We start from the raw sequence: 21,383 nt of genomic DNA, 5'->3' as shown, positions 1-21,383 counted from the left end.
ATCACCGTTCGGCGTCGGTCTTGCGGCCGGCCAGGGTGCGCTTCACTGCCGGGTATCTGACGATGCCGATGATGAGGCCCAGGAGGATCCAGACGCCGACCGCGGCCCAGACGCGGAGGTCGAAGTCGACGATGAGCAGGTAGCCCTGGTAGATCGACATGAGGACCGCGATGCCTGCGATCGCGAAGTGCAGTCCTTTGGGGAGCTTGAACGGGGAGGCGGCATGCACCTCGGGAAGTCTGTACCGGAGGAAGACCGAGGAAATCACGACCACGATGAACATGAGCTGCACGAACACCGAGGAGGCAGTGCCGATGACGTCGATGTCGACGCCGGCGATCGCGGGGATGATGCCGATGAAGTAGAGGATCGTGAGCAGCCAGTGCGGGGTGCCGAAGCGCTTGTTCACGGCGCCCAGCTTCTTGGGGAGCCACCCGTCGTCGCTCGCGGCGAGGAGGGCCTTGGTGCCCCAGAGCAGTTCGGCGTTCATCGTGCTCACAATCGCGACCAGGGCTCCGCCGAGGATGAAGAAGATCCAGAGACCGTGCGGCAGGAACTCGGCTGCGACGGTGGACAGCGGCTCGCCGGCGACCTCGGAGATCGGCAGGACGCCCGCAGCCGGCAGTGCTACGAGGACGTAGATCACGCCGACGATCGCCGTACCTCCGATCATCGCGATCGGGATGTCCCGACCGGGGCGCTTCATCTCGCGTCCCAGTTCGCCGACACCGTACGCGCCCGAGGTGGCGAACGAGAGCAGGGCGGCGGCGCTCAGGAGTTCGACGAGGCCGTTCGGCATGACCTCCGGGTAGAGCTGCCAGTCGACCATCGCGAGCCCGTAGAACGCGAAGGTGAGAAAGCCGGCCAGCATGATGATCATGAGGACGAAGCCGAACCGCGCCGACACGACCGCCCCGGCGAGATTCGCGAGGAAGAAGATCGTGACGAGGGAGACGGCGACCCAGACAGGACTGAACCAGGGGTTGATCGCGTGCAGATACGCTCCCGCGGACAGCCCGTACAGGCTCAGCGCCGTCTTCCCGAGCGCGAGCACCCACGCGAGGCCGAACCCTGCGGCGGGATGAATGAGCCGGGCCGGCCAGGCGTAGGTTCCTCCGGCGGTCGGCATCGCCGCGGCGAGGGAGGCGTATGGGATCGCGCTGATGATCACGGCGACCACGGCGATCACGTAGGAGATCGACACGCCGCCGCCGGTCATCGCGATGGCGACCCCGGTGAGCGAGACGATGCCGCCGCCGATGATCTGATTGACCGCGATGCCGATCGCGCCGGGCAGCCCGATGGTGCGTTTGAGGTTGTCCTGGTTCCGGCCCGAAGCGGCCTGCACGGTGAAAACACCGGTGCGATCGTCGGGTTGCAGAGGCGGGTGTGCCGTCATGATCAATGTTCCTTCGCCGTTGAAGTGGATATCGGTTCGGCGGGCCCAGCTGCAGGCTCCGCCGTCTTCGTGATTGTGTGGATGAGGGAGGGCTAGCCGGTGACCTCCAAGATGGCTTCGACCTCGACCGCGGCGCCCAGCGGGAGCGCGGCGACGCCGACTGCGGAGCGGGCATGTTCACCGGCGCTACCGAGGACTGCCGTCAGGAGCTCCGAAGCGGCGTTCGCGACGAGGTGCTGCTCGGTGAAATCCGGGGCGCTCGCGACGAAGACGGTGATCTTCGATATCCGTGTCACTCGTTCGAGCGAGCCGAGCGACTGTCGCGCCTGCGCGAGCACCTGGATCGCGCAGGCGCGAGCGGCAGCAGCTCCGGCTTCGAGGTCCGTCTGCGCTCCGACGCGGCCGGTGGCGACCAGTTCTCCGTCCTGCAGAGGCAGCTGCCCCGAGATGAAAAGGAGAGGGCCGGCGGCCGCCGTGGGCAGGTAGGCGGCCGCCGGGGCTGATGGGAGCGGTAATGCGATGCCGAGGTCGGCGAGACGCCGGTCGATGTCGGTGCTCATGCGCGTTCCCTCCGCTCGGCGATCGCGGTCTGCAGCCGTCGGATCGCCTCGTCGACGGTCGATCGGGGGCAGCCGAGGTTGATGCGCATGTAGCCGTGACCTTCCGGCCCGAACTTCTGCCCCTCGTCCAGCCAGAGCCGTGCCTCGGTCAGCATGAACTGTTTCAGCGCCTCGGCGTCCATCCCGAGGCCGCGGCAGTCGATCCACGCCAGGTAGAGCGAGTCCGCAGGGAGCACCTCGAGCTCTGGGATCGACGCATTGATCGTCGTCGCGAAGTGCTCGTGGTTGGCTCGGACGTAGCGCACGAGGCCATCGACCCAGGCGTCCCCGTGGGTGTAGGCGGCCTCCGCGGCGACCATGCCCAGCACGTTGACCAGGGGGAACATGTTGCGCTCGAGCTGTCTGGCGAGCTCGGCGCGGATGCGGGGGTTCGGCACGAACACGTTCGCGCTCTGCAGGCCCGGCAGGTTGAACGTCTTGCTCGGGGCGGTGCAGGTGATGCTGTTCTGCGCGAACTCCTCGCCGAGCGACGCGAACGGGATATGTCGCTTGCCGGGGTGCATGACGAGGTCTTCGTGGATCTCGTCCGAGACCACCAGCACGCCGTGCTTCGCGCAGATCTCGCCCATCGCCCGCAGCTCCTCCTCGGACCAGACGTTGCCGGTCGGGTTGTGCGGGTGGCTCAGGATGAAGAGCTTGGTGTTGGGCTGGATGGCCGCTTCGAACGATGCGGCGTCGAAACGATATCCGCCATCGACGCGTTCGAGCGGGGCGCAGGCGAGATGCCGGCCGTTGAGGCGTACGTCGTCGAGGAAGTGCGAGTACACCGGCGGCTGGACGAGCACGGTGTCCCCCGGAGCCGAGAACGCCTGCACCGCGGTCTTCAGCGTGGTGATGATGCCCGGGGTCTGCAGGATCCAGGCGGGATCCACCTCCCACCCGAACCGACGCGCCTGCCAGCCCGTGATCGCGTCCAGGTAGCTCTCGGTGGCGCCGCCCGGGTACCCGAACACGCCGTGGTCGACCGCGTCGCGCAGGGCGTCCAGCACCGGCCGCGGGGATCTGAAATCCGTGTCGGCGACCCACATCGGGAGCGGATCGGCCGCCGCTTGCTCAGGGGTGAGGAGCTGCCCGGCGTACGCCCACTTCATGGAGTTCGAGGAGCGGCGGTCGATCTCCTCGTCGAACAACGCCGCGTCCTCCACGGTGGGGCTGTCCGGCTGCGTCTGTTGAGCGTCGTTACTCACGGTCGTCCTTTGCTCGTGGGGTATCTGATGCATCCCAGGCTAGGAGACTGCCGCGGCAAAGTGTTCGCTACTTTTGCCCGAATCCTCGCAAGAATGAATATGATTGTGCGCATGGATGCCATTGACCGCAAAATACTTGCTCTACTGCAGGCGGATGGCCGCATGACGCTCACCTACCTGGCGGGGCAGGTGCAACTGAGCGTGTCCCGGTGCCAGCGCAGGGTGCGCGAGCTCGAGCGCTCCGGCACCATCCAGGGATACCGTGCGATCGTGGATCCCGAGCTGATGGGCTTCGGGTTCGAGGTCATCGCGTTCGCCACGCTGATGCAGGCGGGCACCGTCGACGAGTTCGACGCCGCAATCGCCGAGGTGCCAGAGATCGTCGAGGCCCAACGGCTCTTCGGAGAGCCCGACTACCTGCTGCGCATCGTGGCCGTCGACCGCAAGTCCTATCAGGCCTTCTACGACAAGACGCTGACCCGGCTCCCCGGTCTGCGCGGGCTGAACTCCACCTTCGTCATGAAACAGGCGGTTCCTTCCCGTCCCCTCCCCGATCTGAAGGCCGCGCGCGGACGAACCGCGAGCTGATCCGCGTCGCAAACGGGATAGGCACCGAGAACACTGAAAGGGCATCTGGGATTCTTCTTGTATCCTAAGAGGGCATCGTGCCGCTTCCGGGATCACGGGAGCCCGGTGCGTGAAACAACCGTTCTCGAGCAGATCGAAGGATCGATGGAAACCACTTCCGCCTCGGCGCACGCACCCGCTGCATCCCCAGACCGCGAGGCGCGTCTCGCCCGTGTGCAGCGGCGCACGATGATTGTGCTCGTGATCTCGCAGATCGTCGGCACCGTCGGTGTCGGCGTCGCGCCGTCAATCGGTGTCCTCCTCGCCGGCGAGGTCACGCAGAACGAGGCCTGGGCCGGCCTCGCGCGCACCGCCAGCACCCTCGGTGCCGCGTTGCTCGGCATGCCGCTCGGCAACCTCGCGGCGAGACGCGGCCGCCGTTTCGCGCTCACGACTGGCTGGCTGGTGGCTGCTGTGGGCGCTGCGATCCTCATCCCGGCCGCGCAGTGGGATCTGGTCGTGCCGCTGTTCATCGGGCTGCTGCTCATCGGCTCGGGATCGGCCGTCAGTCTGCAATCTCGGTTCGCCGCCACCGACCTCGCCGAGCCCCGCCACAAGGCCCGATCGCTCGCGCTCATCGTGTGGGTGGGCACCATCGGCTCGGTGCTCGGCCCGAATCTGGGCGCGCCCGGCGATCTCATCGGCAGCGTCACGGGATTGACGGTCTACGCCGGCGCGTTCCTCATCGCCGCCGTATGCCTCGCGCTCGCCGGCCTCGTCGTCTTCCTCGTCCTCCGCCCCGATCCCCTGCTGCTGCTCAACGAGACGTCCGGCGCGGCACGGGCGGCGAAGCCGACTCGGAAGGGTGGCCGCTTCGCCCCGATCTTCGCGGAGATCCGTACGAACCGCCCCGCGCGGATCGCGGTCGTCGCGATTCTTACCGCGCAGATCGTGATGGTGTCGATCATGACGATGACGCCGGTGCACATGGTGCATCAGGGCGGCACGGTGAACCTCGTGGGCATCACGATCAGCCTGCACGTCCTCGGCATGTATGTGCTCGCCCCGGTCGTGGGCTGGTTCACCGACCGGTACGGGCACCGGTTCTCTATCTGGACGGGCATCGTCGTGTTCCTCGCGTCGCTCGTCTTCGGCGCGGTCTGGCCCGATCGGACGGGGTGGATCATTGCCTCGCTCATCCTGCTCGGCGTCGGCTGGTCGTTCGTCAACGTCGCCGGATCGGCGCTCTTCGCCTCCACCGTCGACGCGGACGTACGCGCCTCTTCGCAGGGCGGCGTCGACGCGCTCGCGAACCTGTGCGGCGCGATCGCGGCGTTCCTCGCGGGGCCGCTGCTGGCGGTCAGCAGCTTCGCGACGCTCTCGATCCTCGCGATGATCGTACTCATCCCGCTCGTCCTGTTCGTCATCCGCCGCCTCCCCGCACACCAGGAAGAGAAAGCAGGTTCACTATGACCGACCAGAATCAGCGGAGCGTCGTCCTCCACGGCGCCTACGCCGCCGGCGACGCCGCCCGCGCCGTCTCGATCGCCGAGATGCTCCGCGAGGAGTACCCCGGCATCCGGGTGACGATCGTGCTCAACGGCGCCGCACTCGACGAGATCGAGCAGCTCGACACGAGCGCCCTCCCCGATGGGGCGTCCGTCTCGGCCTGCTCGCTCGGACTCGAGCACCACGGCATCGACCCGGCGAAACTCCCGGAGGGCGTCGACGGCTCCGAGCGGGCGCCCGTCGTCCTCGTCCGCGAGCAGCTCGCCGGCGCCGCCTACATCCGGCTGTAGCGAACACCGCCTCCTGGACCGAGGCGGCTCGGACGTCGGCGGGCAGCAGTTCGGCGTCCGAGCCGTTCTCCATGAGTCGGGCGGGCAGTTATCGGTCGCCTGCGGCTTCGGCGTTGAGATGCCTACTGCGCCGTTGCGATCAGCCAGCCGCTACTCCTTCGAGGATGCGCTGCGCGGCATCGCGGCCTGCAAGCAGCGCGCCCTCGATATGGCCGGCGAATCCCGGGGAGGTCTCGGTCGAGGCGAGGAACAGGCGCTCGTGCACGGGCGCACGGAACACGAAGGCTCCGTACCGGTCGGTGCCGGCGGTCCGCGACGGGTCGCGCGGCGAGGTGTAGCCCTCGAAGCGCCAATCGGCGAGCACGACCTCGCAGGGGTCGGCTGCCTCCGGGCCGAACAGGGAATGCAGTTGCAGTCGGAAGGCTTCTTCGACCTGTTCCCTGCTGAGCGCGGCGAGCACCTGCGAAGGGCCGAACGCGAAGATCGCGGCCGGCTGCCCGTCTGGGCCGGAGTGGTCGTGGAACTCGCGGAACGGGCCGAGATAGCTCATGGCGGATCCGGCCAGCCCCGCTTCCCGCCAGAACGTCTTCGGATAGATCGCGACGGCTTTCACGATATTCCCCATCCACACGGCGCTCCCCCTCGCCGCTGCTTCGAGCTCGGCCGGCAGCGCAGGAGCGAATGCGATCTGCTCGATCGCGAGCGCGGGCGGCACCGCGAGAATCACCCGCTCCGCCGTGTACCGGCTGGCGCCGGTCGTGACGCTTGCGCGTTCCGGGGTCACGTCGATGGCGGCCACAGTCTCGTGCAATCGTACGGCGCCGTCGGGCAGCTGCTCGGCGATGCGCTGAGCGAGGTCCCCAGCTCCTCGGGCGAAGCGGGATGCGGGCGCATCGATCGGATTGCCGGCGAGCCGTTGCCGATGCTCCCGGTCAGGCTCGAATATCGCGTCCCCGTCGAGGTGCTGCGGGAACACCGGGATATCGAACCGCTCGACGTACTCATGCACGAGGGGCTCATTGCCCCAGAACCAGGTCGCGCCGAGATCGACCCATCCCCCGCACGTGCGCACGCTTCTGGCACGACCGCCGACGCGGTCGCGCGCTTCGAGTACGTCGACGGACTTCCCCGCCCGGTGGAGGGCGTCGGCTGCGGCGAGACCGGCGAAGCCCGCGCCGATCACGATGACGTCGGTGCGGTCGGGGGTCATCGACCGTCCCTGGCGTCGAGCACGATCCTGAACCGGGCGCTGCCCGCCTCGAGCGCGGCGACGGCTTCGTTCGCCTGCTCGAGCGGCATCCGCTGGATCATCGGCCGTACCTCGTTGAGCAGCGCGAATCGCATGGTCTCCTCGATGTCGCGCGCGCTGCCGGTGAGGTGCCCGGTCACGACGATCGACTGCATCGTGAGCCGGGCGGCGGGGAGCTCGATCGTGCCGCCGTCGACGCCGATGATCACGAGCCTGCCGTGCGTGCGCAGACCGCCGACGATCTCTGAGAGCGGCGCGGTCGTCGAGGCCGTGGACAGGATGAGGTCGGCGCCGCCGATCTCTCGGAGGGTGGCGCCGGGCGCGGAGGCGGCGCTGTCGAGGTACCGGTCGGCGCCCAGTTCCCGGGCGAGCGACTCCCGTTCGGGGCCGCGGGCGATCGCGACGACCTCGTATCCGAGCTTCGCGGCGAACTGCACCGCGAGGTGTCCGAGCCCGCCGATGCCAAGCACGGCGACGCGGCCGCCCGCGGGCACGCCCGCGCGACGGATGGCGTTGAAGGTGGTGACGCCCGCGCAGCCGAGCGGGGCCGCGTCGAAGTCGTCGAGACCGTCCGGGATGCGCACGAGCGCGTCGGCGGGGACGGTGATCGTCTCAGCCCAGCCGCCGGGGTAGGAGACGCCGGGGATCTTCCGCTCCGGGCAGTGCACCGGATCGCCGGCGCGGCAGAACGCGCAGTGCCCACAGCTGCCGCCGAACCAGCCGACGGCCGCGCGGTCTCCGAGCTGCCATCCGTCGACGCCGTCGCCGAGCGCCGCGATCACGCCCGCGACTTCGTGGCCAGGGGTGACCGGCGCCTCGGACGCGATGTTCTTGCTGGTGCCGATGTCGGCGTAGCAGACGCCGGAGGCGTGCACCCGGATCGTGGCCCAGCCGGGCGCCGGGGCTGCGGGCTCGATGCGCTCGGGGACGAGTCCCCCACGTACGGGGTCGACGCGCATCGCGATGCTCTCCGTCACGACTGGTGCTCCTTCGGGTTCGCGGCCGGGCACGGTGCAGCCCGGCCTACGCCCGGACAACGCTATGCCCGCGAGCGCCAGTGCGGTAGACCGGCCGCGTGTATCGGGCGATAACCCCCGGCTATGGTGCGAGACGCACGACGCTCACGGCGTGATCGCGAGCAGCCAGAGGCCGAAGCCGGCCAGGATCACGGTGATCCCCGCGATCGCGAAGACCGCGACCGGATCCGAGTGCAAGCGCTCGCGTTCGATGCCCTCGGCGTAACAGCGATAGCGCCGGAACTGCGAGGCGAAGATCGCGAGCGCCGCGCAGGCCCCGAGGACAACGAGAAGCAGCACCCGTGCGCCGAAGTGCGGCAGCCAGCGCAGGAACACGGAGCTAGCGACGACGAAGGCGAACGTCGTCCGCCCCCAGGCCATAGAGGTGCGCTCCGGCTGCAGCCCGGGATCGGCGCTCACCCGTGCCGCATGCCGGTCCTCGGGCGTCATCGCGCCCTCACCGGAACACCAGGACGATGAGGACCACGACCGCGGCGGTGAGACCCGCACTCATCACAGGCACGATGAGCGGGACCGGCAGCGGCCGTCGACGGCGCATGCTCTGCTCGACGCGCCACCACCTCACCGCCGCCCCCGCCGCGATGAGCAGGCCGAACACGACGAGAAGCATCGAGATGACGAGCCGCAGCGGCCCCTCGAACGCCGACCCGGTCAGCGCTTCGAACGCGATGCCGCCGGCGATGAATGCGAGCGCGGTGCGGATCCAGGCGAGGAACGTGCGCTCGTTCGCCAGCGTGAACCTGGGATCCGGCTCCGTCCCGCCCGGGAAGACCGTCCGGGACAGGCGCCCGCGCTCATCGTCCGGAGTGTCCTCACCGGGCACGGCGAGCTCGCCTGTCGAGTCGTTCACGCATGCCTCCAGTATCTCAGGCGACGGCCATGCCGGTCTGGCAGAGTCGGAGACGGTCGACGGACGAAACCGGCCGACAACGCGGAAAGGAGGCGGAGTGCTCACCGCCAGTATCCCGAGCCCGGACCCGAGCTGGGCGAGTTTCAGCGTCGGGCCGCTCACCATCCACGCCTACGCGCTGTGCATCCTCGCCGGCATCCTCGTCGCCACACTCATCACCGAGCGGCGACTGCGGGGGCGCGGTGTGCCGGAGGGCTTCGTCTTCGACATCGTCGTCTGGGCGGTGCCGCTCGGCATCGTCGTCGCGCGCTTCTACCATGTCTTCACGCATGTCGGCGACTACTTCTATCCGGGTGCGAACCTATGGGACGTGTTCGCGATCTGGGATGGCGGCAACGCCCTCTTCGGCTCGCTCCTCGGCGGTGCGCTCGGGATCTGGATCGCCTGCCGGCGGCGTCGCATCCCGTTCTCGATCGCCGTCGACGCTCTCGCCCTGGGGCTGCTGGCCGCGCAGGCGATCGGTCGGCTCGGGAACTGGTTCAACCAGGAGCTGTTCGGGCTGCCCACCACGCTGCCGTGGGGGTTGGAGATCTCCCCGGATGCGGCGATGTTCCCCGCCGGCACCGCACCGGGGACGCTGTTCCATCCGCTGTTCCTGTACGAGATGCTCTGGAACCTCATCGGGATCGGGATCATCCTGCTGCTCGAGCGGCGGACGACGATGGGCTGGGGGCGCAGCATCGGCGTGTACTTCATCTGGTACGGGCTCGGCCGCTCCTGGCTCGAAGCCATCCGCATCGACCCGTCCAGCGACGCCCCGCTCGGCATCCCCGCGAACATCTGGACCTCCGGGGCCGCGATCCTGCTCGGCATCGTGATCCTCGTCGTGCAGCAGCGACGGCACGGGCGTGAACCGCAGCCCGCCTACGCGGCGACTGCCGAGGTGGCGTAGGCGCTGCTCGGGCCCCTCATGCTCCGGTGACGATCGCGAGGCCGGTAGCGTCGGCGGCTTCGTCGCGGGAGCCGAGGTTGACGACGTTGGTGAACCCGGCCTGCTGCATGAGATGCTTCACCTGCTCGGAGCGGTTACCGGAGCGACAGTAGAGCCGGTACTCAGCCTCTGGATCCAGCGTGGGGATCGCGGCCGTCGCTTCTCCGCCGAGGAAGTCGAGCAGCTTCGCGCCCTCGAGATGCCCTTCGGCATACTCGTCGGGGGTGCGGCAATCGAACAGGATAGACATGTGCGCTCCGTTTCTCTGTCGGATTTTCAGGGTAGACGGGTCAGATGGGAATGAGCGGGGGGACTTCTTGGATGAGCACGAGCGCACCCATCGCGAGGACGAAGAACCCGAAGCCTCGGCGCAGAGCCCGCTCCGGGATGCGGCCGGCGAGTTTCGCGCCGACCAGAGATCCTGCGACCGCGATCGCGGTGAACGCGAGCACGAACGGCCAGTCGAGGGGCACCGTGAGGGCGTTTCCCGCGAACCCGGCCAGCGAGTTCATGACGATCACGAGCAGGGAGGTGCCGACGGCGACCACCATCGGGAGCCCTGCGAACAGGGTGAGTGCGGGGACGATGAGGAACCCGCCGCCGGCGCCGATGAGGCCGGTCGCGAACCCGACGAGCACGCCGATACCCAGGACGCGCGGTACCGATCTCCGGTCCTCGGTCTGAACCCGATCGGCAGCGGTCTTCCGTCCGCGGATCATCGCGCTCGCGGTGGCGACCATCATGATCGCGAACAGGACCATGAGGATCCCGCCGGGCACGAAGTCGCCGACGACCCCACCGAGCAGAGCCCCGACCATACCGGCTACGCCGAAGAGCAGCCCGGTCTTCCAGCGCACTCTCCCGGCGCGGGCATGCCGGAGGGCGCCGACGGCGCTGGTGGCACCGACGATGAACAGTGAGGAGGCGATCGCCTCGCGCGGCGGCAGGCCTACGACATAGCTGAGGATCGGTACCGTGAGGATCGACCCTCCCCCGCCGAGCAACCCGAGCGACAGACCGACGAGTAGGGCGAGGACGAACGCGATGATGAGCGTGAGTTCCATCCCGACTGCGTCAGGCGGTGACCGGTTCGTGGCCGGGGATCGAGATCCAGCCGAGGTAGCTGCCGTCGAGCTCTGCGACGTCGTAGCCCGCGCGGCGGAGCGCGCTCGCGGCGACGCTGTTCCGGGCGCCGCTCTGGCAGTACGTGACGATCGTGCCGGCATCGGAGAAGGGAAGCTCATCGAGATGCCACATGACGCGGCCGCCGGAGAGCTGCGCTGCGCCGGGCAGGTGCCCGTCGGCGTACTCGGTCTTGTTGCGTACGTCCAGGAGCATGACGTGCTCGAAACTGTCGAGCTCCTCGGGTTCGATGAGCTTCGGCACGGCGAGGTCGAGGCCGTCGAGCGAGGTGATGTAGCCGCGCACGGTGTCGATGCCGACACGGATGAGATGGTCGCGCAGCTGCTCGGCCTCTTCTCGGGAGGCTGCGAGCACGACGAGCGGGCGCTCCTCGACCTCTGGGTTCACGACCCAGGCGCCGTAGCTCGCGGCTTTCGCGATGCCCGGCACGTTTAGCGAGCGGGCGACGGTGCCCTGATGCACTTCGGCGTGGTGACGGGTGTCGACGAAGATCACGGCGTCCTCCGCGAGCGCGTCGCTCAGCTCCCCGGCGGTGTATTCGCGCAGCCCGGGAGCCTCGCCGATCACTGCGGGGCCGGTCTTGTTCTGCGTTTTCATGCGCCCGAAGTAGGCGTGCGCGTCGGGCTGCCCGGAGAGGAGTTCGTCGATGAAGCCCTGTTCGTCGTCGTTCTGCAAGTGCTTCCCCCACCAGGAGAAGTTGCGCTCGTACCCGACCGTGCTGGTCGGGATCGCGCCGAGCGCCTTGCCGCAGGCGGAGCCGGAGCCGTGCGCGGGAAGTACCTGGACGTAGTCGGGCAGGGTGAGGAAGCGATGCTTCAGGCTCGCGTAGAGGTCCTTGGCGCCCTGGAAGCGGGTGTCGACGCCGCCGGCCGCCTCGTCGAGGAGGTCGGGGCGTCCGAGGTCGCCGACGAATACGAAGTCGCCGGTGAGCATGAAGCCCGGTTCCGTGCTCTGCGCGCCGTCGGTGATGAGGAACGACAGATGCTCAGGCGTGTGGCCGGGGGTGTACACGGCTTCCACGGTGATGTTGCCGAACCTGAGCTGGTGGCCGTGCTTCATGCGGATCGCGGGACCGGCGGGCGACTCGTCGAACTCGGATCCATATGTCCAGTCCGGGCCGCCCTCGTCGGAGAGGTAGATCGGGGCGCCGGTCGCGGCGGCGAGTTCGCGGGTGCCGGAGAGGTAGTCGGCGTGGATGTGGGTCTCGGTGACGCCGACGATGCGCATGCCGTTCCGCTCGGCGATGTCGAGATAGACGGCGATGTCACGTCTGGCGTCGACGACGAGCGCTTCCCCGTTCGCCTGGCAGCCGATGATGTAGCTCGCCTGCGCGAGATCCTCGTCGTAGATGCGTTCCAGCAGCATTGGGGTTCTCCTCTCGTCGGTTACTCGCAGTGGCAGCGGTCGGCTTCGGGGACGCCCGCGAGCGCCTCCTCGATATGCTGACCGCAACCGGCCCAGCTCGGTTTCTGGCAGGTGGAACAGGTGATGCGTGCGCACATAATCAAATCCTCTCGGTGCGAAGGTGCGGGTCAGACGGTCTGTGCGGCAAGCTGGCGGCGCACGTCGTCCATGTCGAGATCGCGGGCGCCCTGGATGAGCTGCTCGAGCTGCGGCGCGGTGAGGGCGCCCGCCTGGGAGTAGGCGAGGATGCCGTCGCGGAACACCATGAGGGTTGGGATCGAGGTGATCCGGAAGTCTGTGGCGAGCTGCTGCTCGGCTTCGGTATCGACCTTTCCGAAGACGATGTCGGGGTGCTGTTCGGAGGCGCGCTCGAATGTCGGCGCGAATGCGCGGCACGGGCCGCACCAGGCCGCCCAGAAATCGACGAGGACGATGCCCTCGGAGATGGTGCGCTCGAAGTCGTCCAGAGCGAGGTTGCGTGTAGTCATTCGGGTTCCTTGTCAGCGGGGTGGGTGATTCATCGACCGAAGAGCCGGGCGAAGAAGCCGCCCCGCTCGGAGCGGGCCGCGTCGATCTCGGCGGTGGTGTGCTTGCCGTTGCACCACTGCGCGGCCGGCACGCTCGCTTTGACCATGGCGACGTGCTGGCCGCAGCCAGCCCAGGTCGTCTTGCCGCACGTCTTGCATGTCACCGGTCGGCACATCGCTCACTTCCTTTCACATCAACTGCAACACGGACACCCCTGGGGGTATTTGTGAACACTATACCCCCTGGGGTATTATTCGTGTCAAGGCAAGAGAACGGAGCGGGCAGTGAAGAAGGATTCTCCGGCGGAGTCGCCGTCTACGGGCCACGATGCTGCGGCGAAGCGGAAAGTGGCCAACCGGCTCAAGCGCGCGCAGGGTCAGCTCGCCGCCGTGATCGACGCGGTCGAATCCGACGCCGATTGCCGTGACGTGGTGATGCAGCTGTCCGCGGTCACCAAAGCGCTCGACCGGGCGGGATTCCTTATCATCTCGACCTCGCTGCAGGAATGCCTGTCGAACCCGGAGGCCGAGCACGAGACCGGGCCCGACGAGCTCGAGAAGCTGTTCCTGTCCCTCGCCTAGCCCGCTCGCCGGATGCTCGGCGCCCGTTTCGGTTCAGCCGAAGCGGACGACGGTTTCCGGCGGGCCGTCGAGGTAGGCGCTCGCGACGACGGTCTGATCCCCGCCGTAGCCGCCGTGGACGGCTTGGCCGTTGCCGATGTAGATCGCGTTGTGGCGGCCCTCCCAGAACAGCACATCGCCCGGGGCGTAGTCTCCGCTCGTGACGATCGTGCCGCCGAGGGCGACGTACTCGCCCGAGGACGGGCCGAGGTCGAAGCCGCCGGCGTCTCTGCGATCGATGACGCCGATCGCGGCGAGGGAGTTCTGCACCAGGTCGGTGCAGTCCTGCTGGACCCCGAGCTGCGCGAGGGCGGCATCCACGATGCCCTGGGCGCCCTCCCCCACCGGGATGTCTTTCCCCAGCGGCTTCGGCGCGGCGGCGTCCGCCTGCTCGGCCCGGGCCGCTGCCTGCTCCACCTGTTCCGCCTGCGCTTCGGCCTCCGCGGCCAGCCGGTCCTGTTCGAGCGCTTCAGCGCTCAGCTCGGCTTCCGGCGCGGAGAGCGGCACGGCCTCCGCGTCCGCGTCGACCGTGCGGAGCGTCTGTGCCGGGACGGCGAAGTCATCGAGGGTGACGTTGGTGACCTCCGGGGCGACCGCGTTGGCGGGCAGGCTGAACGTGCCGACCATGCCGATGCTCAGCGCTGCGGCGCCGACCGCCTGCGCGGCCCGTCGGCCGCGTGCTGGCCCGCTTCCCGGGCGCCTGCCCTCGGTCGTTGCGGTCTCGGTGCGCTGGTGCTGGGGGGTCATGCAGTCTCCGGTGCTCGTGCCTGCGTATCCGTACGCAGGGCGCCAGGGTGAAGGGCGTGCTGGGGCCGCGACCGAAGTCTACGGCGCGAGGTGGGGCTTACGGGGTGGCGACGAAGGCCATGTCGCCGCACGCCACGCAGTAAACGGGGACGAGGGCGACGGCGATGGCGAAGAAGGCGGCCGAGGCGGTCAGGAAGACGACCTGCCCGACGCTGGGCTTTCTCGGCCTGGGTGCGGTGGCTGTTGCGGCGAGAGCGCTCATCAGGGGTGTCCTTTCGGGTCGGGAGGCTGAGGGTTCAGCATCCGGTGAGGAGGGCGAGCAGGTAGGGCCAGTGCACCGCGATGGTCGCGGCGGCGAGCATGAACGCGTAGGCGAGTGCGGCGGCGGCCAGGGCCACGCTCGCGGGCGGACGGGGCTGGCCGAGCAGGTGCCGGATCCGCTCGGGGCCGGCGGCATGGAGCGCCGCGTGGGCCACGACCGGGCTGCTGGTCTCCGGGGTGCCCGGCTGCCCGAGTTTGAGTAGCGCACCCGCGAGAGACGTGGTGCCGGTCTTGCGCTTCGCCGCTTCGTCGGCGGCGATCTCGAAGTAGTGCGGCACGGTCTCGCGGATGGCGCGGATGAACGGGATCCATCGGAACCATCCGGTCGCCCCGTTCAGAACCGTCAACCAGAGATGGTGGCGCTGGGACAGGTGCGCCCACTCATGCTCGAGCACCGCCGCAAGCTCGTCACTCGACAGCGCAGCGACCGCACCGCGCGAGATCACGATGCCGCCGTGCCGGCGCGGCAGGCTGAACGCGTGCGGCTTGCTCTCTGGCGTCACCCGCACTCGCCGACCTTGAATCGTCGTCGTCTTGCTGGACGAGAGAATCGCCGCAGCAAGCGCAGCCTGGGAGCGGCGGACGCGCCACAGCTCCCGGGTGAGGCCGGCGAGCACGGCGATGATCCCGAGCGCGGGTAGTGCGAGCGGCACGACGGCCGGCACCCCGAGCGTGACCGCGGACCGCCCGAACGGCGATGCCGCGCTCAGGCAGCGGCCGCAGATCTCCGCCGCCTGATCCGGGAGCCAGGCCGGTCCGTTGCTCATCCACGCGACGACCGGCCCGAGCGCCACGAGCGCCGCGATCCAGAGCAGCGCACTCGCGGTCAGCGCGAACGCGGCGAAGCGCGGCGCGGAGGCCAGTGCGGGCGCGGCCTGCCGCACCACCCAAGGGCCACCGATGGCGGCGAGGAGGATCACCCCCGACAGCAGCAGCGTCATGAGCGTCGCGGTCACGGCCCTACCCCGTCTCCCCTAGCAAGTGCCGGCGGAGCATCTCGAGCTCTGCGTCGGGCATCCCGTCGACGAAGCGCAGGATCGCCGCTGCTCGGTCGCCGCTCTCCTCGAGCGCGTGCTCCATGATCCGCGCCGCATGCTCGTCACGACTCACGCAGGCGCCGTACAGGGTGGCGTATCCGTCCTTCCCGGTGCACACGAGGCCCTTCTTGCGCAGGTTTCCGAGCACGGTTGAGATCGTCGTGTACGCGGGATCGGACGGGAGCCGATCGATGATCCCGCGCACCGTGAACGGGTTGCCCTCCCAGAGGAGGTCCATCACCTGTGATTCCAGCGCGCCCAGACGCGCCGGGTCGCCGGTGTAGCTCTGATGCTGTGCGTGCTCGTTCATGTGGTCGGCTCCAACTGCTGTGCGGGCGCTGTGGCGGGTGAGATAGGGCACGCGACCTGGCCTTTCAACCGCCAAACGAGCGCAAGCCCCGTCAGGAGCATCGCCGCGATGGCGAGGACGGGCTGGAAAGGCGCGAACCAGGTGATGGCGCCGGAGTAGCCGAGCGCGAGCAGGGCGATCTTGTTGCAGACCGGGCAGCCGACCGCGAACCAGGTCAGCAGCCCGCCGGCGATCCCCATCCGCGTGGTGCGACGCTCGGCCGGCGTCTCATCCGCAGCCGCAGCTTCGGCTCCCCGGGGCTTGACGTAGGTGGCGGTGAGCATCCCCGCGCCGATCGAGGTGAGAATCCAGACGGGGTAATTCCACCACACCGTGCCGATGTCGCGAGCGAACCAGGAATTCGGGATCAGCACCGTGACGACGCCCACCAGCAACCCGAACGCGACGGCCGCTCCCCCGGCCACGACGTACTGCCGGGGCGTCCACGAGCGCAGGCCCCGCCCAGCGAGCACGAACTGCTCTCGTGCCGCGGCGAAAGTCATGCGCTGCGCCATCCGGTCTCCCTTCATCGGACTCGACTACCCGCCATAGTCTACTATTGAGGATAGTAACGAGTGCAATACTCGCGACCCAGTCTGTGAACGACCCGAGAGGATGCGACGTGACCGATGGCGCCCGACGTCCCCCGAACGTCGCCGTCGGCGTCCCGCTCACGATCTTCGGGATCATCGCCCTCGTCCTCGTCGGCTCGTTCCTGCTGCAGCGCGGATGGGAGACGAACGGCGGGAAGCCGACCGCGGAACAGCAGGCGGCCTGGCAGACCGAACGCGCCTCCGCCGAGGATCCTCTCGTCATCGGGGAGCAGAGCGCCCCGGTCGAACTCGTCATCTACTCCGACTACCAATGCCCGTTCTGCAGCCACTGGAACAGCAAGACCCTCCCCAAGCTGCAGCGCTACATCGACGACGGCGATCTCCGCGTCGTCTGGCGCGATACGGGCCTCTCCGGCGAGGCATCCGAACGCGGTGCGCGAGCCGTCTACGCCGCAGCATTGCAGGACGAGTTCCTCGCCTATCACGATGCGCTCATGGCGAACCCGAAAGGCGCGTCCGACGACGAGCTGAGCGAGGAGTCCCTCATCGCGCTCGCCGACGAGCTCGGCCTCAATGTGGAGCGCTTCAAGATCGACTTCGCCTCCCCCGAGGTTGAACGAGCTGTCGAGGCGAACGAGCAGGAGGCCCGAAGCGGCGGGGTCACCCGGGCGCCCTCCTTCGAATTTAACGGCGACCTTATCTCCGGCTACCAGCCCACCGATGCGTTCATCGAGAACATCGACGCCGCACTGCACGAGCAGGACGAGTGACACATGGGCGTTCCGAATATTCCGATCATGCAACACCCCTACCATCCGAGAAAGGACGAGGCGCTCCCCGAGCGCTACACCGCATCATGAGCACTATCGAGATCACCAAGGACACCTTCGAGCAGACCCTCTCCGGCGAAGGCATCGTGCTGCTGGACTTCTGGGCCGCGTGGTGCGGTCCCTGCCGCGCCTTCGGCCCTATCTTCGAGAAGGTGTCGGACACCCATGAGGACATCGTCTTCGGCAAGATCGACACGGAGGCGCAGCAGGAACTCGCCGCGATGTTCCGCATCACCTCGATCCCGACGCTCATGGTCTTCCGGGACGGTATCGGCGTGTTCTCGCAGGCGGGAGTGCTGCCGGAGCCTGGGCTCGAGCAGCTCATCAGCCAGGTGCGCGACCTCGACATGGACGATGTCCGTGAACAGGTCGCGAAGCAGCAGGCCCAGAACGGCGGGACGCAGTGACCGAAATGGGAGGCTGCCCGCTCACCGCCACTATCGGCATGCGAGTCGCCCAGGGCATCATGGCGACCCTGCTCGCCGGATCGGCGATCTCCTCGGGGATCAACCATGATCTCGCGCTCACCGTGATGCTCGCCGCTGGGGCGCTGCTCCTCGGGGCGTTGTCGGCCACCGGGCGCTGCCCGCAGCAGCTCGGCGCACCGCGATCCAGGCATCGCGCCGATACTGCGTCGATGCCCGTCCCGGACGCCCGTTCGCTGGTGGAGTTGTCGCCCGCGACGAACCTCAAGGAGTCATGGCACGAATGACCACGTTCACTCTCACCGCCGCATCATTCACGGAAACCGTCACGGCCAGAGGCGCCATCGTGGTGTGCGCCGCCTCACCTGACGAGGAAGCCAGCCGCAGCTTCGCGCCGGTCTACGCGCAGGTCGCCGCCACCCACCCAGGCCTCCCGTTCGGGACGATCGACATCACTGCCGAACCGGACCTCGCGGCGCGGCTCACCGCCACGACCGTGCCGCTCGTGCTGGTCTACCGAGACGGACTGCGCGTCTTCTCCCGCCTCGGCCCCATCCCCGAGGCCGAACTCGAGCAGATGATCACCGACGCGCAGCAGCTCGACATGGAGGCCTATCGCGCATCGCTCCAGGGCCTCACCGCGGACTGACGCCGCCCTTCACCTGCATCAGGATTGGTGACTGGCGAGCCTGAGCGAGCAGGCGCCGGCACCACTGCCGTGACGCGATACCGGAGATCCCGCGATTGCCCTACGCTGACGGCGCGGCCACGAAGTAGCGGGTTTCGAGGTCTTCGACGACCGCGGCTCCGGTCGACGACACGCTCCTCGGGATGAGCGGCGCGTCGGCGCGGTCGGCTCCCGCGACGAAGCGGGGCGTCTTCGGCTCTCCGGTGCGGAGGTCGAGCGCGATCAGGTCGCCGGCGCCCTGCGCGTAGCCGAGCCCGTCGCCGGCGCCCATGAGGAGCACGTCCTCGTCGGCTTCGTAGCTCCACGGCTCCTCACCGGGATGCACGCCGAATACCCGGTTCCCGGTGGCGGCGACCAGCGCACCGGATTGGGGGTCGTAGCTCACCTGCTGCGCTCCGGTGAGCACGGCTTCGCCCGTGTCGATGCGGATAATGTCGGCCACGCCCTGTCCGCTCGGGATCGCGACGTACTCGTCGCCGAGGTCGTCTGGGTGACTGCGGTTCGCGATGTCTTCCGCGTTCCACCTTCGTTCGGCGAGCGGGATCGACCAGACGGTGCTCGATGGCCCGTCGTCTTCGAGGACGGATCCTTCGAGCGCCGTGTTCGTCACCGTGATGAGCGTGCCCGATGCCTCGCCGACGATATGCCGATCGGACAGTTCGCTCCCCCGCGCGATGACGTCCCCGGTCGCCGAGTCGAGTGCGACCTTGGCGACCGCCGTCCCCTGATCCAGATGCTGGGCGTCCTCGTAGACCAGGCCCGGGCCGCGACGGAAGCCCGGGATGTCGACCGGCCCCCAGACCGGCTCCCCGCTCGTGATGTCGTAGGCGGTGAGGGTCGGGGTGGCGAGGGCGTCCTCTTCGACGTCGGTGACGACGACGATCGCCTGTCCCTCGGCGGTTCTGGTCGTGTGGATGAGCGTTCCGGAGCAGAGCACGGCGGGCGGGCCCTCGAGCTCCCAGAGGATCGCGCCTGAGGCGTCGACGGCGACGACATCGATCGTCCCGTCCTGTTCTTCCCCGATCAGCCGTTCACCGACGAAGACGCCGTCCATCTCCTCGGGTGGGAGGTGCCAGTCGGTGGCCATGACCGCACGGTCCTCATAGTCGGCGGGAAGGTTGAGATCGTTTGCTGCGGGCTCCAGCGTGCGCGTCGCCGATGCAGCGGCAGCGGCCGATGCATCCGACTCTCCAGGAGCACCGCTGCACCCGGCGACGCCCACCCCGATCACGAGGCAGAGCGCGGTCAAGGTGAGCTGGGGACGTCTCATTCGGTGAGCCTCCTGAAGATCGAATCGGATGATCGCAGCCGACTCAAGGGCGAAGCCCGCTCCGACATACGGGAAATCTACTATGCGCCATAGTAACCGACCGGTCCGGGCAGAACCTCCAGGCGCCTTCTCGGTGCGCCGGGCACCTCACCGCCCGGAGCAGGCAACCGCCGGCCACATGCCTATTGCTTGCGTCGAGCTGATGTTCGTATCGACCAGACGGTGAGCGCGACGGCGGCCACCGCGATCACTGCGACGATGTCGAACACGGGGTTCGCGAGGATCGCGCCCTGTTCCTGCATCCAGGCCTGTACCGAGGTCGGCACGAGGGAGGGCATCGCGACGAGGCCGTTGGTGAACCAGAACAGCAGGCCGACGGCGACGATCAGCAGGCCCGTGACGAGGGAGGTCGTGTGCAGCGACCGGCCGAGGATCGTGATCGTGCGGCCTCGCAGGAGCCGCTGGCCGCGGGGGCCGAGGCGCTCCCAGAGCGCGGCGATGAGCACGAGCGGAACGACCATGCCGGCGCCGTAGACGGCGAGCAGCGCGCCCGCCTCCCAGGTGTTGCCCCGCCCCATGGCGAGGGTGAGCACGGCGCCGAGGATGGGGCCGGCACAGAAGCCGGCCACCCCTCCGACGGCGCCGAGGAGGAAAGTGCGGAGGAGGCCAGTGCGCTTGTGCGCCGTCTGCTGGGTCTTTGCGGCGCCGGGGAGGATCCGGGAGAGGTCGAAGCCGAAGCCGAGCGCTTGCAGAGCGCCGAGCACGACGAGGACGATCGAGGTGATCGCGATCACGATGCCCCGGTGGTCCATGAGCAGCGACCCGAGGGCGCCGATCCCCAGCCCGAACGGTACCAGGGTGACGACGAGGCCGAGGTAGAAAACGGCGCCGTGGGCGAGCAGTTTGAGCTTCGCGCCGACGGTCGACGCCAAGAACGCGGGCAGCAGGAGGGCGCTGCACGGGCTCAGCAGCGCGAGGATCCCGCCGAGGAACGCGGTGAGGAAGCCGATCTGCACGGGTTACTCGGCCTCGGCGAGCTTCTTCTCGAAGGTGTCGACGAACACACTCTCGGGCTGCGCGCCGACGATCGGCTCGCCGCCGAGCACGAAGGTCGGGGTACCGGAGACGCCGAGGTCGGTGGCTTCGGTCTTGTACTGGTTGATGATGTCGTTCGTCTCCTGCGAGTTCATGTCGGTCGCGAACCGGTCGGTGTCGAGGCCGAGTTCCCCGGCGAGCTGCACGAGCGCGTCTTCGGTGAGGCCGTCGGGCTGCAGGTGCTCGCCGTCGGGATAGAGGGCGTCGTGGAACTCCCAGAACTTGTCCTGCATGCCCGCGGCGTGCGCGGCACGGGCCGCGCGGTGGGAGTCGTCGCCGTACATCACGACGTCGCGCCACTCGATCCGCAGATCCCCCGACTCGGCGTATTTCATCATTGCCGGCAGGGTGTCGGTCGACCACTTCGCGCAGAACGGGCACTGGTAGTCGGAGTAGACGACGAGCCCGACCGGTGCGTCGACCGGGCCGGCGCTCTGCACGTCGGCTTCGTCCCGGGCCTCGACGTAGCTGAGATCGGGCTGCTCCTGCTGGCTCGCAGCGGGATCCGCTGAGGCGGACTCGGAGCCGTTCTTCACCTGCAGGACGAGCACGGCGATGAGCAGGCCGGCGATGACGATGATGCCGACCGGGATGGACCAGGAGCGGAGCTTCTGGGCGGTGGTCTGGGACATGCTTCTCCTTCGCGGCCTCCACTCTCCCGCGCCGGCGGGCT

Annotated in this window: 29 protein-coding genes; 9 read left to right on the top strand and 20 right to left on the bottom strand. The window is 68.6% G+C overall.

Translation table 11 applies throughout. The features are described from left to right. Position 1 precedes the first annotated feature (1 nt). From J4H91_RS04265 to J4H91_RS04255, 3 genes are all read right to left on the bottom strand, one after another. Positions 2-1,399 (bottom strand): APC family permease, encoded by a 1,398-nt coding sequence (locus J4H91_RS04265; protein WP_208045012.1) that lies wholly within the window; start codon positions 1,397-1,399, stop codon positions 2-4. A gap of 92 nt (positions 1,400-1,491) precedes the next feature. After that, entirely contained in the window at positions 1,492-1,959 is a 468-nt protein-coding gene (locus J4H91_RS04260; protein WP_208045011.1) for a RidA family protein, read from the bottom strand. Beyond that, a complete protein-coding gene (locus tag J4H91_RS04255; RefSeq protein WP_208045010.1) occupies positions 1,956-3,206 on the bottom strand; it encodes a PatB family C-S lyase in 1,251 nt (416 codons plus the stop codon). The genes J4H91_RS04260 and J4H91_RS04255 overlap by 4 nt, the downstream gene beginning before the upstream one ends. Before the next feature lie 111 nt (positions 3,207-3,317). Between J4H91_RS04255 and J4H91_RS04250 the strand changes: the two genes are divergently transcribed. The 3 genes from J4H91_RS04250 to J4H91_RS04240 all read left to right on the top strand — a co-directional run bounded on the left by J4H91_RS04250 (position 3,318) and on the right by J4H91_RS04240 (position 5,572). Beyond that, positions 3,318-3,794 carry an Lrp/AsnC family transcriptional regulator gene (locus tag J4H91_RS04250; RefSeq protein ID WP_208045009.1) on the top strand — a complete coding sequence of 159 codons (477 nt, stop codon included), beginning with the start codon at positions 3,318-3,320 and terminating at the stop codon, positions 3,792-3,794. A gap of 144 nt (positions 3,795-3,938) precedes the next feature. Continuing rightward, positions 3,939-5,246, top strand: a complete 1,308-nt coding sequence (locus tag J4H91_RS04245) for an MFS transporter (protein ID WP_208045008.1) — start codon at positions 3,939-3,941, stop codon at positions 5,244-5,246. Then, positions 5,243-5,572, top strand: a complete 330-nt coding sequence (locus tag J4H91_RS04240) for a hypothetical protein (protein WP_208045007.1) — start codon at positions 5,243-5,245, stop codon at positions 5,570-5,572. Before J4H91_RS04245 ends, J4H91_RS04240 begins: the two co-directional genes overlap by 4 nt. A 139-nt stretch (positions 5,573-5,711) precedes the next feature. Here J4H91_RS04240 and J4H91_RS04235 read toward each other — a convergent pair whose 3' ends face one another. The 4 genes from J4H91_RS04235 to J4H91_RS15470 all read right to left on the bottom strand — a co-directional run bounded on the left by J4H91_RS04235 (position 5,712) and on the right by J4H91_RS15470 (position 8,708). Further along, complete coding sequence (locus tag J4H91_RS04235) at positions 5,712-6,782, bottom strand: flavin monoamine oxidase family protein (protein ID WP_208045006.1); 1,071 nt, start codon at positions 6,780-6,782, stop codon at positions 5,712-5,714. Further along, a complete protein-coding gene (locus tag J4H91_RS04230; RefSeq protein ID WP_208045005.1) occupies positions 6,779-7,798 on the bottom strand; it encodes an alcohol dehydrogenase catalytic domain-containing protein in 1,020 nt (339 codons plus the stop codon). Before J4H91_RS04230 ends, J4H91_RS04235 begins: the two co-directional genes overlap by 4 nt. A 144-nt stretch (positions 7,799-7,942) precedes the next feature. Then, complete coding sequence (locus J4H91_RS04225; protein WP_208045004.1) at positions 7,943-8,287, bottom strand: DUF202 domain-containing protein; 345 nt, start codon at positions 8,285-8,287, stop codon at positions 7,943-7,945. Between the two features lie 7 nt (positions 8,288-8,294). Further along, positions 8,295-8,708: a YidH family protein gene (locus tag J4H91_RS15470; RefSeq protein WP_341783438.1), complete on the bottom strand. Its 414-nt coding sequence runs from the start codon at positions 8,706-8,708 to the stop codon at positions 8,295-8,297. A 97-nt stretch (positions 8,709-8,805) separates the two neighbouring features. Here J4H91_RS15470 and lgt point away from each other — a divergent pair, with 97 nt between their 5' ends. Then, on the top strand, positions 8,806-9,660 hold the full coding sequence (lgt, locus tag J4H91_RS04215; protein WP_208045002.1) for a prolipoprotein diacylglyceryl transferase: 855 nt from the start codon (positions 8,806-8,808) through the stop codon (positions 9,658-9,660). Positions 9,661-9,676: 16 nt separating this feature from the next. Here lgt and J4H91_RS04210 read toward each other — a convergent pair whose 3' ends face one another. The 5 genes from J4H91_RS04210 to J4H91_RS04190 all read right to left on the bottom strand — a co-directional run bounded on the left by J4H91_RS04210 (position 9,677) and on the right by J4H91_RS04190 (position 12,949). Further along, on the bottom strand, positions 9,677-10,036 hold the full coding sequence (locus tag J4H91_RS04210; RefSeq protein WP_341783437.1) for a rhodanese-like domain-containing protein: 360 nt from the start codon (positions 10,034-10,036) through the stop codon (positions 9,677-9,679). Further along, on the bottom strand, positions 9,990-10,763 hold the full coding sequence (locus J4H91_RS04205; protein WP_208045000.1) for a sulfite exporter TauE/SafE family protein: 774 nt from the start codon (positions 10,761-10,763) through the stop codon (positions 9,990-9,992). The genes J4H91_RS04210 and J4H91_RS04205 overlap by 47 nt, the downstream gene beginning before the upstream one ends. 10 nt (positions 10,764-10,773) lie before the next feature. Next, on the bottom strand, positions 10,774-12,207 hold the full coding sequence (locus J4H91_RS04200; RefSeq protein ID WP_208044999.1) for an MBL fold metallo-hydrolase: 1,434 nt from the start codon (positions 12,205-12,207) through the stop codon (positions 10,774-10,776). 167 nt (positions 12,208-12,374) lie between these two features. Beyond that, positions 12,375-12,734, bottom strand: a complete 360-nt coding sequence (gene trxA, locus J4H91_RS04195; protein ID WP_208044998.1) for a thioredoxin — start codon at positions 12,732-12,734, stop codon at positions 12,375-12,377. A gap of 29 nt (positions 12,735-12,763) precedes the next feature. After that, positions 12,764-12,949, bottom strand: coding sequence for a hypothetical protein (locus J4H91_RS04190; RefSeq protein WP_208044997.1), 186 nt, complete (start codon positions 12,947-12,949; stop codon positions 12,764-12,766). A gap of 109 nt (positions 12,950-13,058) precedes the next feature. On the opposite strand from J4H91_RS04190, the gene J4H91_RS04185 reads away from it, so the two are divergent. Continuing rightward, a complete protein-coding gene (locus J4H91_RS04185) occupies positions 13,059-13,355 on the top strand; it encodes a metal-sensing transcriptional repressor (RefSeq protein WP_208044996.1) in 297 nt (98 codons plus the stop codon). A 33-nt stretch (positions 13,356-13,388) separates the two neighbouring features. On the opposite strand, the gene J4H91_RS04180 is transcribed toward J4H91_RS04185, so the two are convergent. The 5 genes from J4H91_RS04180 to J4H91_RS04160 form a co-directional block, all read right to left on the bottom strand. After that, the gene (locus J4H91_RS04180; RefSeq protein WP_208044995.1) at positions 13,389-14,141 is read right to left on the bottom strand and encodes an NlpC/P60 family protein; all 753 of its coding nucleotides are present in this window, start codon (positions 14,139-14,141) and stop codon (positions 13,389-13,391) included. 97 nt (positions 14,142-14,238) lie between these two features. Next, positions 14,239-14,403, bottom strand: a complete 165-nt coding sequence (locus J4H91_RS04175; RefSeq protein ID WP_208044994.1) for a hypothetical protein — start codon at positions 14,401-14,403, stop codon at positions 14,239-14,241. Between the two features lie 34 nt (positions 14,404-14,437). Then, positions 14,438-15,418 carry a M56 family metallopeptidase gene (locus tag J4H91_RS04170; RefSeq protein WP_208044993.1) on the bottom strand — a complete coding sequence of 327 codons (981 nt, stop codon included), beginning with the start codon at positions 15,416-15,418 and terminating at the stop codon, positions 14,438-14,440. Between the two features lie 4 nt (positions 15,419-15,422). Next, positions 15,423-15,809, bottom strand: a complete 387-nt coding sequence (locus J4H91_RS04165; RefSeq protein WP_208044992.1) for a BlaI/MecI/CopY family transcriptional regulator — start codon at positions 15,807-15,809, stop codon at positions 15,423-15,425. Next, positions 15,806-16,363, bottom strand: a complete 558-nt coding sequence (locus J4H91_RS04160; RefSeq protein ID WP_243752598.1) for a hypothetical protein — start codon at positions 16,361-16,363, stop codon at positions 15,806-15,808. The genes J4H91_RS04165 and J4H91_RS04160 overlap by 4 nt, the downstream gene beginning before the upstream one ends. A gap of 107 nt (positions 16,364-16,470) precedes the next feature. Between J4H91_RS04160 and J4H91_RS04155 the strand changes: the two genes are divergently transcribed. From J4H91_RS04155 to J4H91_RS04140, 4 genes are all read left to right on the top strand, one after another. After that, positions 16,471-17,172, top strand: coding sequence for a thioredoxin domain-containing protein (locus J4H91_RS04155; protein WP_208044991.1), 702 nt, complete (start codon positions 16,471-16,473; stop codon positions 17,170-17,172). 83 nt (positions 17,173-17,255) lie between these two features. Then, on the top strand, positions 17,256-17,639 hold the full coding sequence (trxA, locus tag J4H91_RS04150; RefSeq protein ID WP_341783441.1) for a thioredoxin: 384 nt from the start codon (positions 17,256-17,258) through the stop codon (positions 17,637-17,639). Between the two features lie 38 nt (positions 17,640-17,677). Continuing rightward, a complete protein-coding gene (locus J4H91_RS04145; protein ID WP_208044989.1) occupies positions 17,678-17,944 on the top strand; it encodes a hypothetical protein in 267 nt (88 codons plus the stop codon). Then, positions 17,941-18,306 carry a thioredoxin family protein gene (locus J4H91_RS04140; RefSeq protein ID WP_208044988.1) on the top strand — a complete coding sequence of 122 codons (366 nt, stop codon included), beginning with the start codon at positions 17,941-17,943 and terminating at the stop codon, positions 18,304-18,306. Before J4H91_RS04145 ends, J4H91_RS04140 begins: the two co-directional genes overlap by 4 nt. A 100-nt stretch (positions 18,307-18,406) precedes the next feature. On the opposite strand, the gene J4H91_RS04135 is transcribed toward J4H91_RS04140, so the two are convergent. From J4H91_RS04135 to J4H91_RS04125, 3 genes are all read right to left on the bottom strand, one after another. Next, positions 18,407-19,615, bottom strand: coding sequence for an outer membrane protein assembly factor BamB family protein (locus J4H91_RS04135; protein WP_208044987.1), 1,209 nt, complete (start codon positions 19,613-19,615; stop codon positions 18,407-18,409). A 182-nt stretch (positions 19,616-19,797) separates the two neighbouring features. Next, positions 19,798-20,631 (bottom strand): cytochrome c biogenesis CcdA family protein, encoded by an 834-nt coding sequence (locus tag J4H91_RS04130; RefSeq protein ID WP_208044986.1) that lies wholly within the window; start codon positions 20,629-20,631, stop codon positions 19,798-19,800. 3 nt (positions 20,632-20,634) lie between these two features. Then, positions 20,635-21,342: a DsbA family protein gene (locus tag J4H91_RS04125; RefSeq protein WP_208044985.1), complete on the bottom strand. Its 708-nt coding sequence runs from the start codon at positions 21,340-21,342 to the stop codon at positions 20,635-20,637. Between the last annotated feature and the right edge of the window lie 41 nt (positions 21,343-21,383).

It is taken from the genome of Leucobacter ruminantium, from assembly GCF_017565705.1.
In the GTDB taxonomy this organism is placed as follows: Bacteria; Actinomycetota; Actinomycetes; order Actinomycetales; family Microbacteriaceae; genus Leucobacter; species Leucobacter ruminantium.
Note: the sequence above shows the minus strand (reverse complement) of the source record. Positions and strands in the feature narration are given on the sequence as shown.

Excerpts from the sequence above, each read along its gene's own strand:
- J4H91_RS04250 (WP_208045009.1), top strand. The coding sequence starts at position 3,318 with ATGGATGCCATTGACCGCAAAATACTTGCTCTACTGCAGGCGGATGGC.
- J4H91_RS04205 (WP_208045000.1), bottom strand. The coding sequence starts at position 10,763 with ATGGAACTCACGCTCATCATCGCGTTCGTCCTCGCCCTACTCGTCGGT.
- J4H91_RS04245 (WP_208045008.1), top strand. The coding sequence starts at position 3,939 with ATGGAAACCACTTCCGCCTCGGCGCACGCACCCGCTGCATCCCCAGAC.
- J4H91_RS04175 (WP_208044994.1), bottom strand. The coding sequence starts at position 14,403 with ATGAGCGCTCTCGCCGCAACAGCCACCGCACCCAGGCCGAGAAAGCCC.
- J4H91_RS04180 (WP_208044995.1), bottom strand. The coding sequence starts at position 14,141 with ATGACCCCCCAGCACCAGCGCACCGAGACCGCAACGACCGAGGGCAGG.
- J4H91_RS04140 (WP_208044988.1), top strand. The coding sequence starts at position 17,941 with ATGACCACGTTCACTCTCACCGCCGCATCATTCACGGAAACCGTCACG.
- J4H91_RS04225 (WP_208045004.1), bottom strand. The coding sequence starts at position 8,287 with ATGACGCCCGAGGACCGGCATGCGGCACGGGTGAGCGCCGATCCCGGG.
- J4H91_RS04240 (WP_208045007.1), top strand. The coding sequence starts at position 5,243 with ATGACCGACCAGAATCAGCGGAGCGTCGTCCTCCACGGCGCCTACGCC.
- trxA (WP_208044998.1), bottom strand. The coding sequence starts at position 12,734 with ATGACTACACGCAACCTCGCTCTGGACGACTTCGAGCGCACCATCTCC.
- J4H91_RS04145 (WP_208044989.1), top strand. The coding sequence starts at position 17,678 with ATGCGAGTCGCCCAGGGCATCATGGCGACCCTGCTCGCCGGATCGGCG.
- J4H91_RS04160 (WP_243752598.1), bottom strand. The coding sequence starts at position 16,363 with ATGGCGCAGCGCATGACTTTCGCCGCGGCACGAGAGCAGTTCGTGCTC.
- J4H91_RS04190 (WP_208044997.1), bottom strand. The coding sequence starts at position 12,949 with ATGTGCCGACCGGTGACATGCAAGACGTGCGGCAAGACGACCTGGGCT.
- J4H91_RS04165 (WP_208044992.1), bottom strand. The coding sequence starts at position 15,809 with ATGAACGAGCACGCACAGCATCAGAGCTACACCGGCGACCCGGCGCGT.
- J4H91_RS04235 (WP_208045006.1), bottom strand. The coding sequence starts at position 6,782 with ATGACCCCCGACCGCACCGACGTCATCGTGATCGGCGCGGGCTTCGCC.
- J4H91_RS04200 (WP_208044999.1), bottom strand. The coding sequence starts at position 12,207 with ATGCTGCTGGAACGCATCTACGACGAGGATCTCGCGCAGGCGAGCTAC.
- J4H91_RS04135 (WP_208044987.1), bottom strand. The coding sequence starts at position 19,615 with ATGAGACGTCCCCAGCTCACCTTGACCGCGCTCTGCCTCGTGATCGGG.
- J4H91_RS04265 (WP_208045012.1), bottom strand. The coding sequence starts at position 1,399 with ATGACGGCACACCCGCCTCTGCAACCCGACGATCGCACCGGTGTTTTC.
- J4H91_RS04260 (WP_208045011.1), bottom strand. The coding sequence starts at position 1,959 with ATGAGCACCGACATCGACCGGCGTCTCGCCGACCTCGGCATCGCATTA.
- J4H91_RS04125 (WP_208044985.1), bottom strand. The coding sequence starts at position 21,342 with ATGTCCCAGACCACCGCCCAGAAGCTCCGCTCCTGGTCCATCCCGGTC.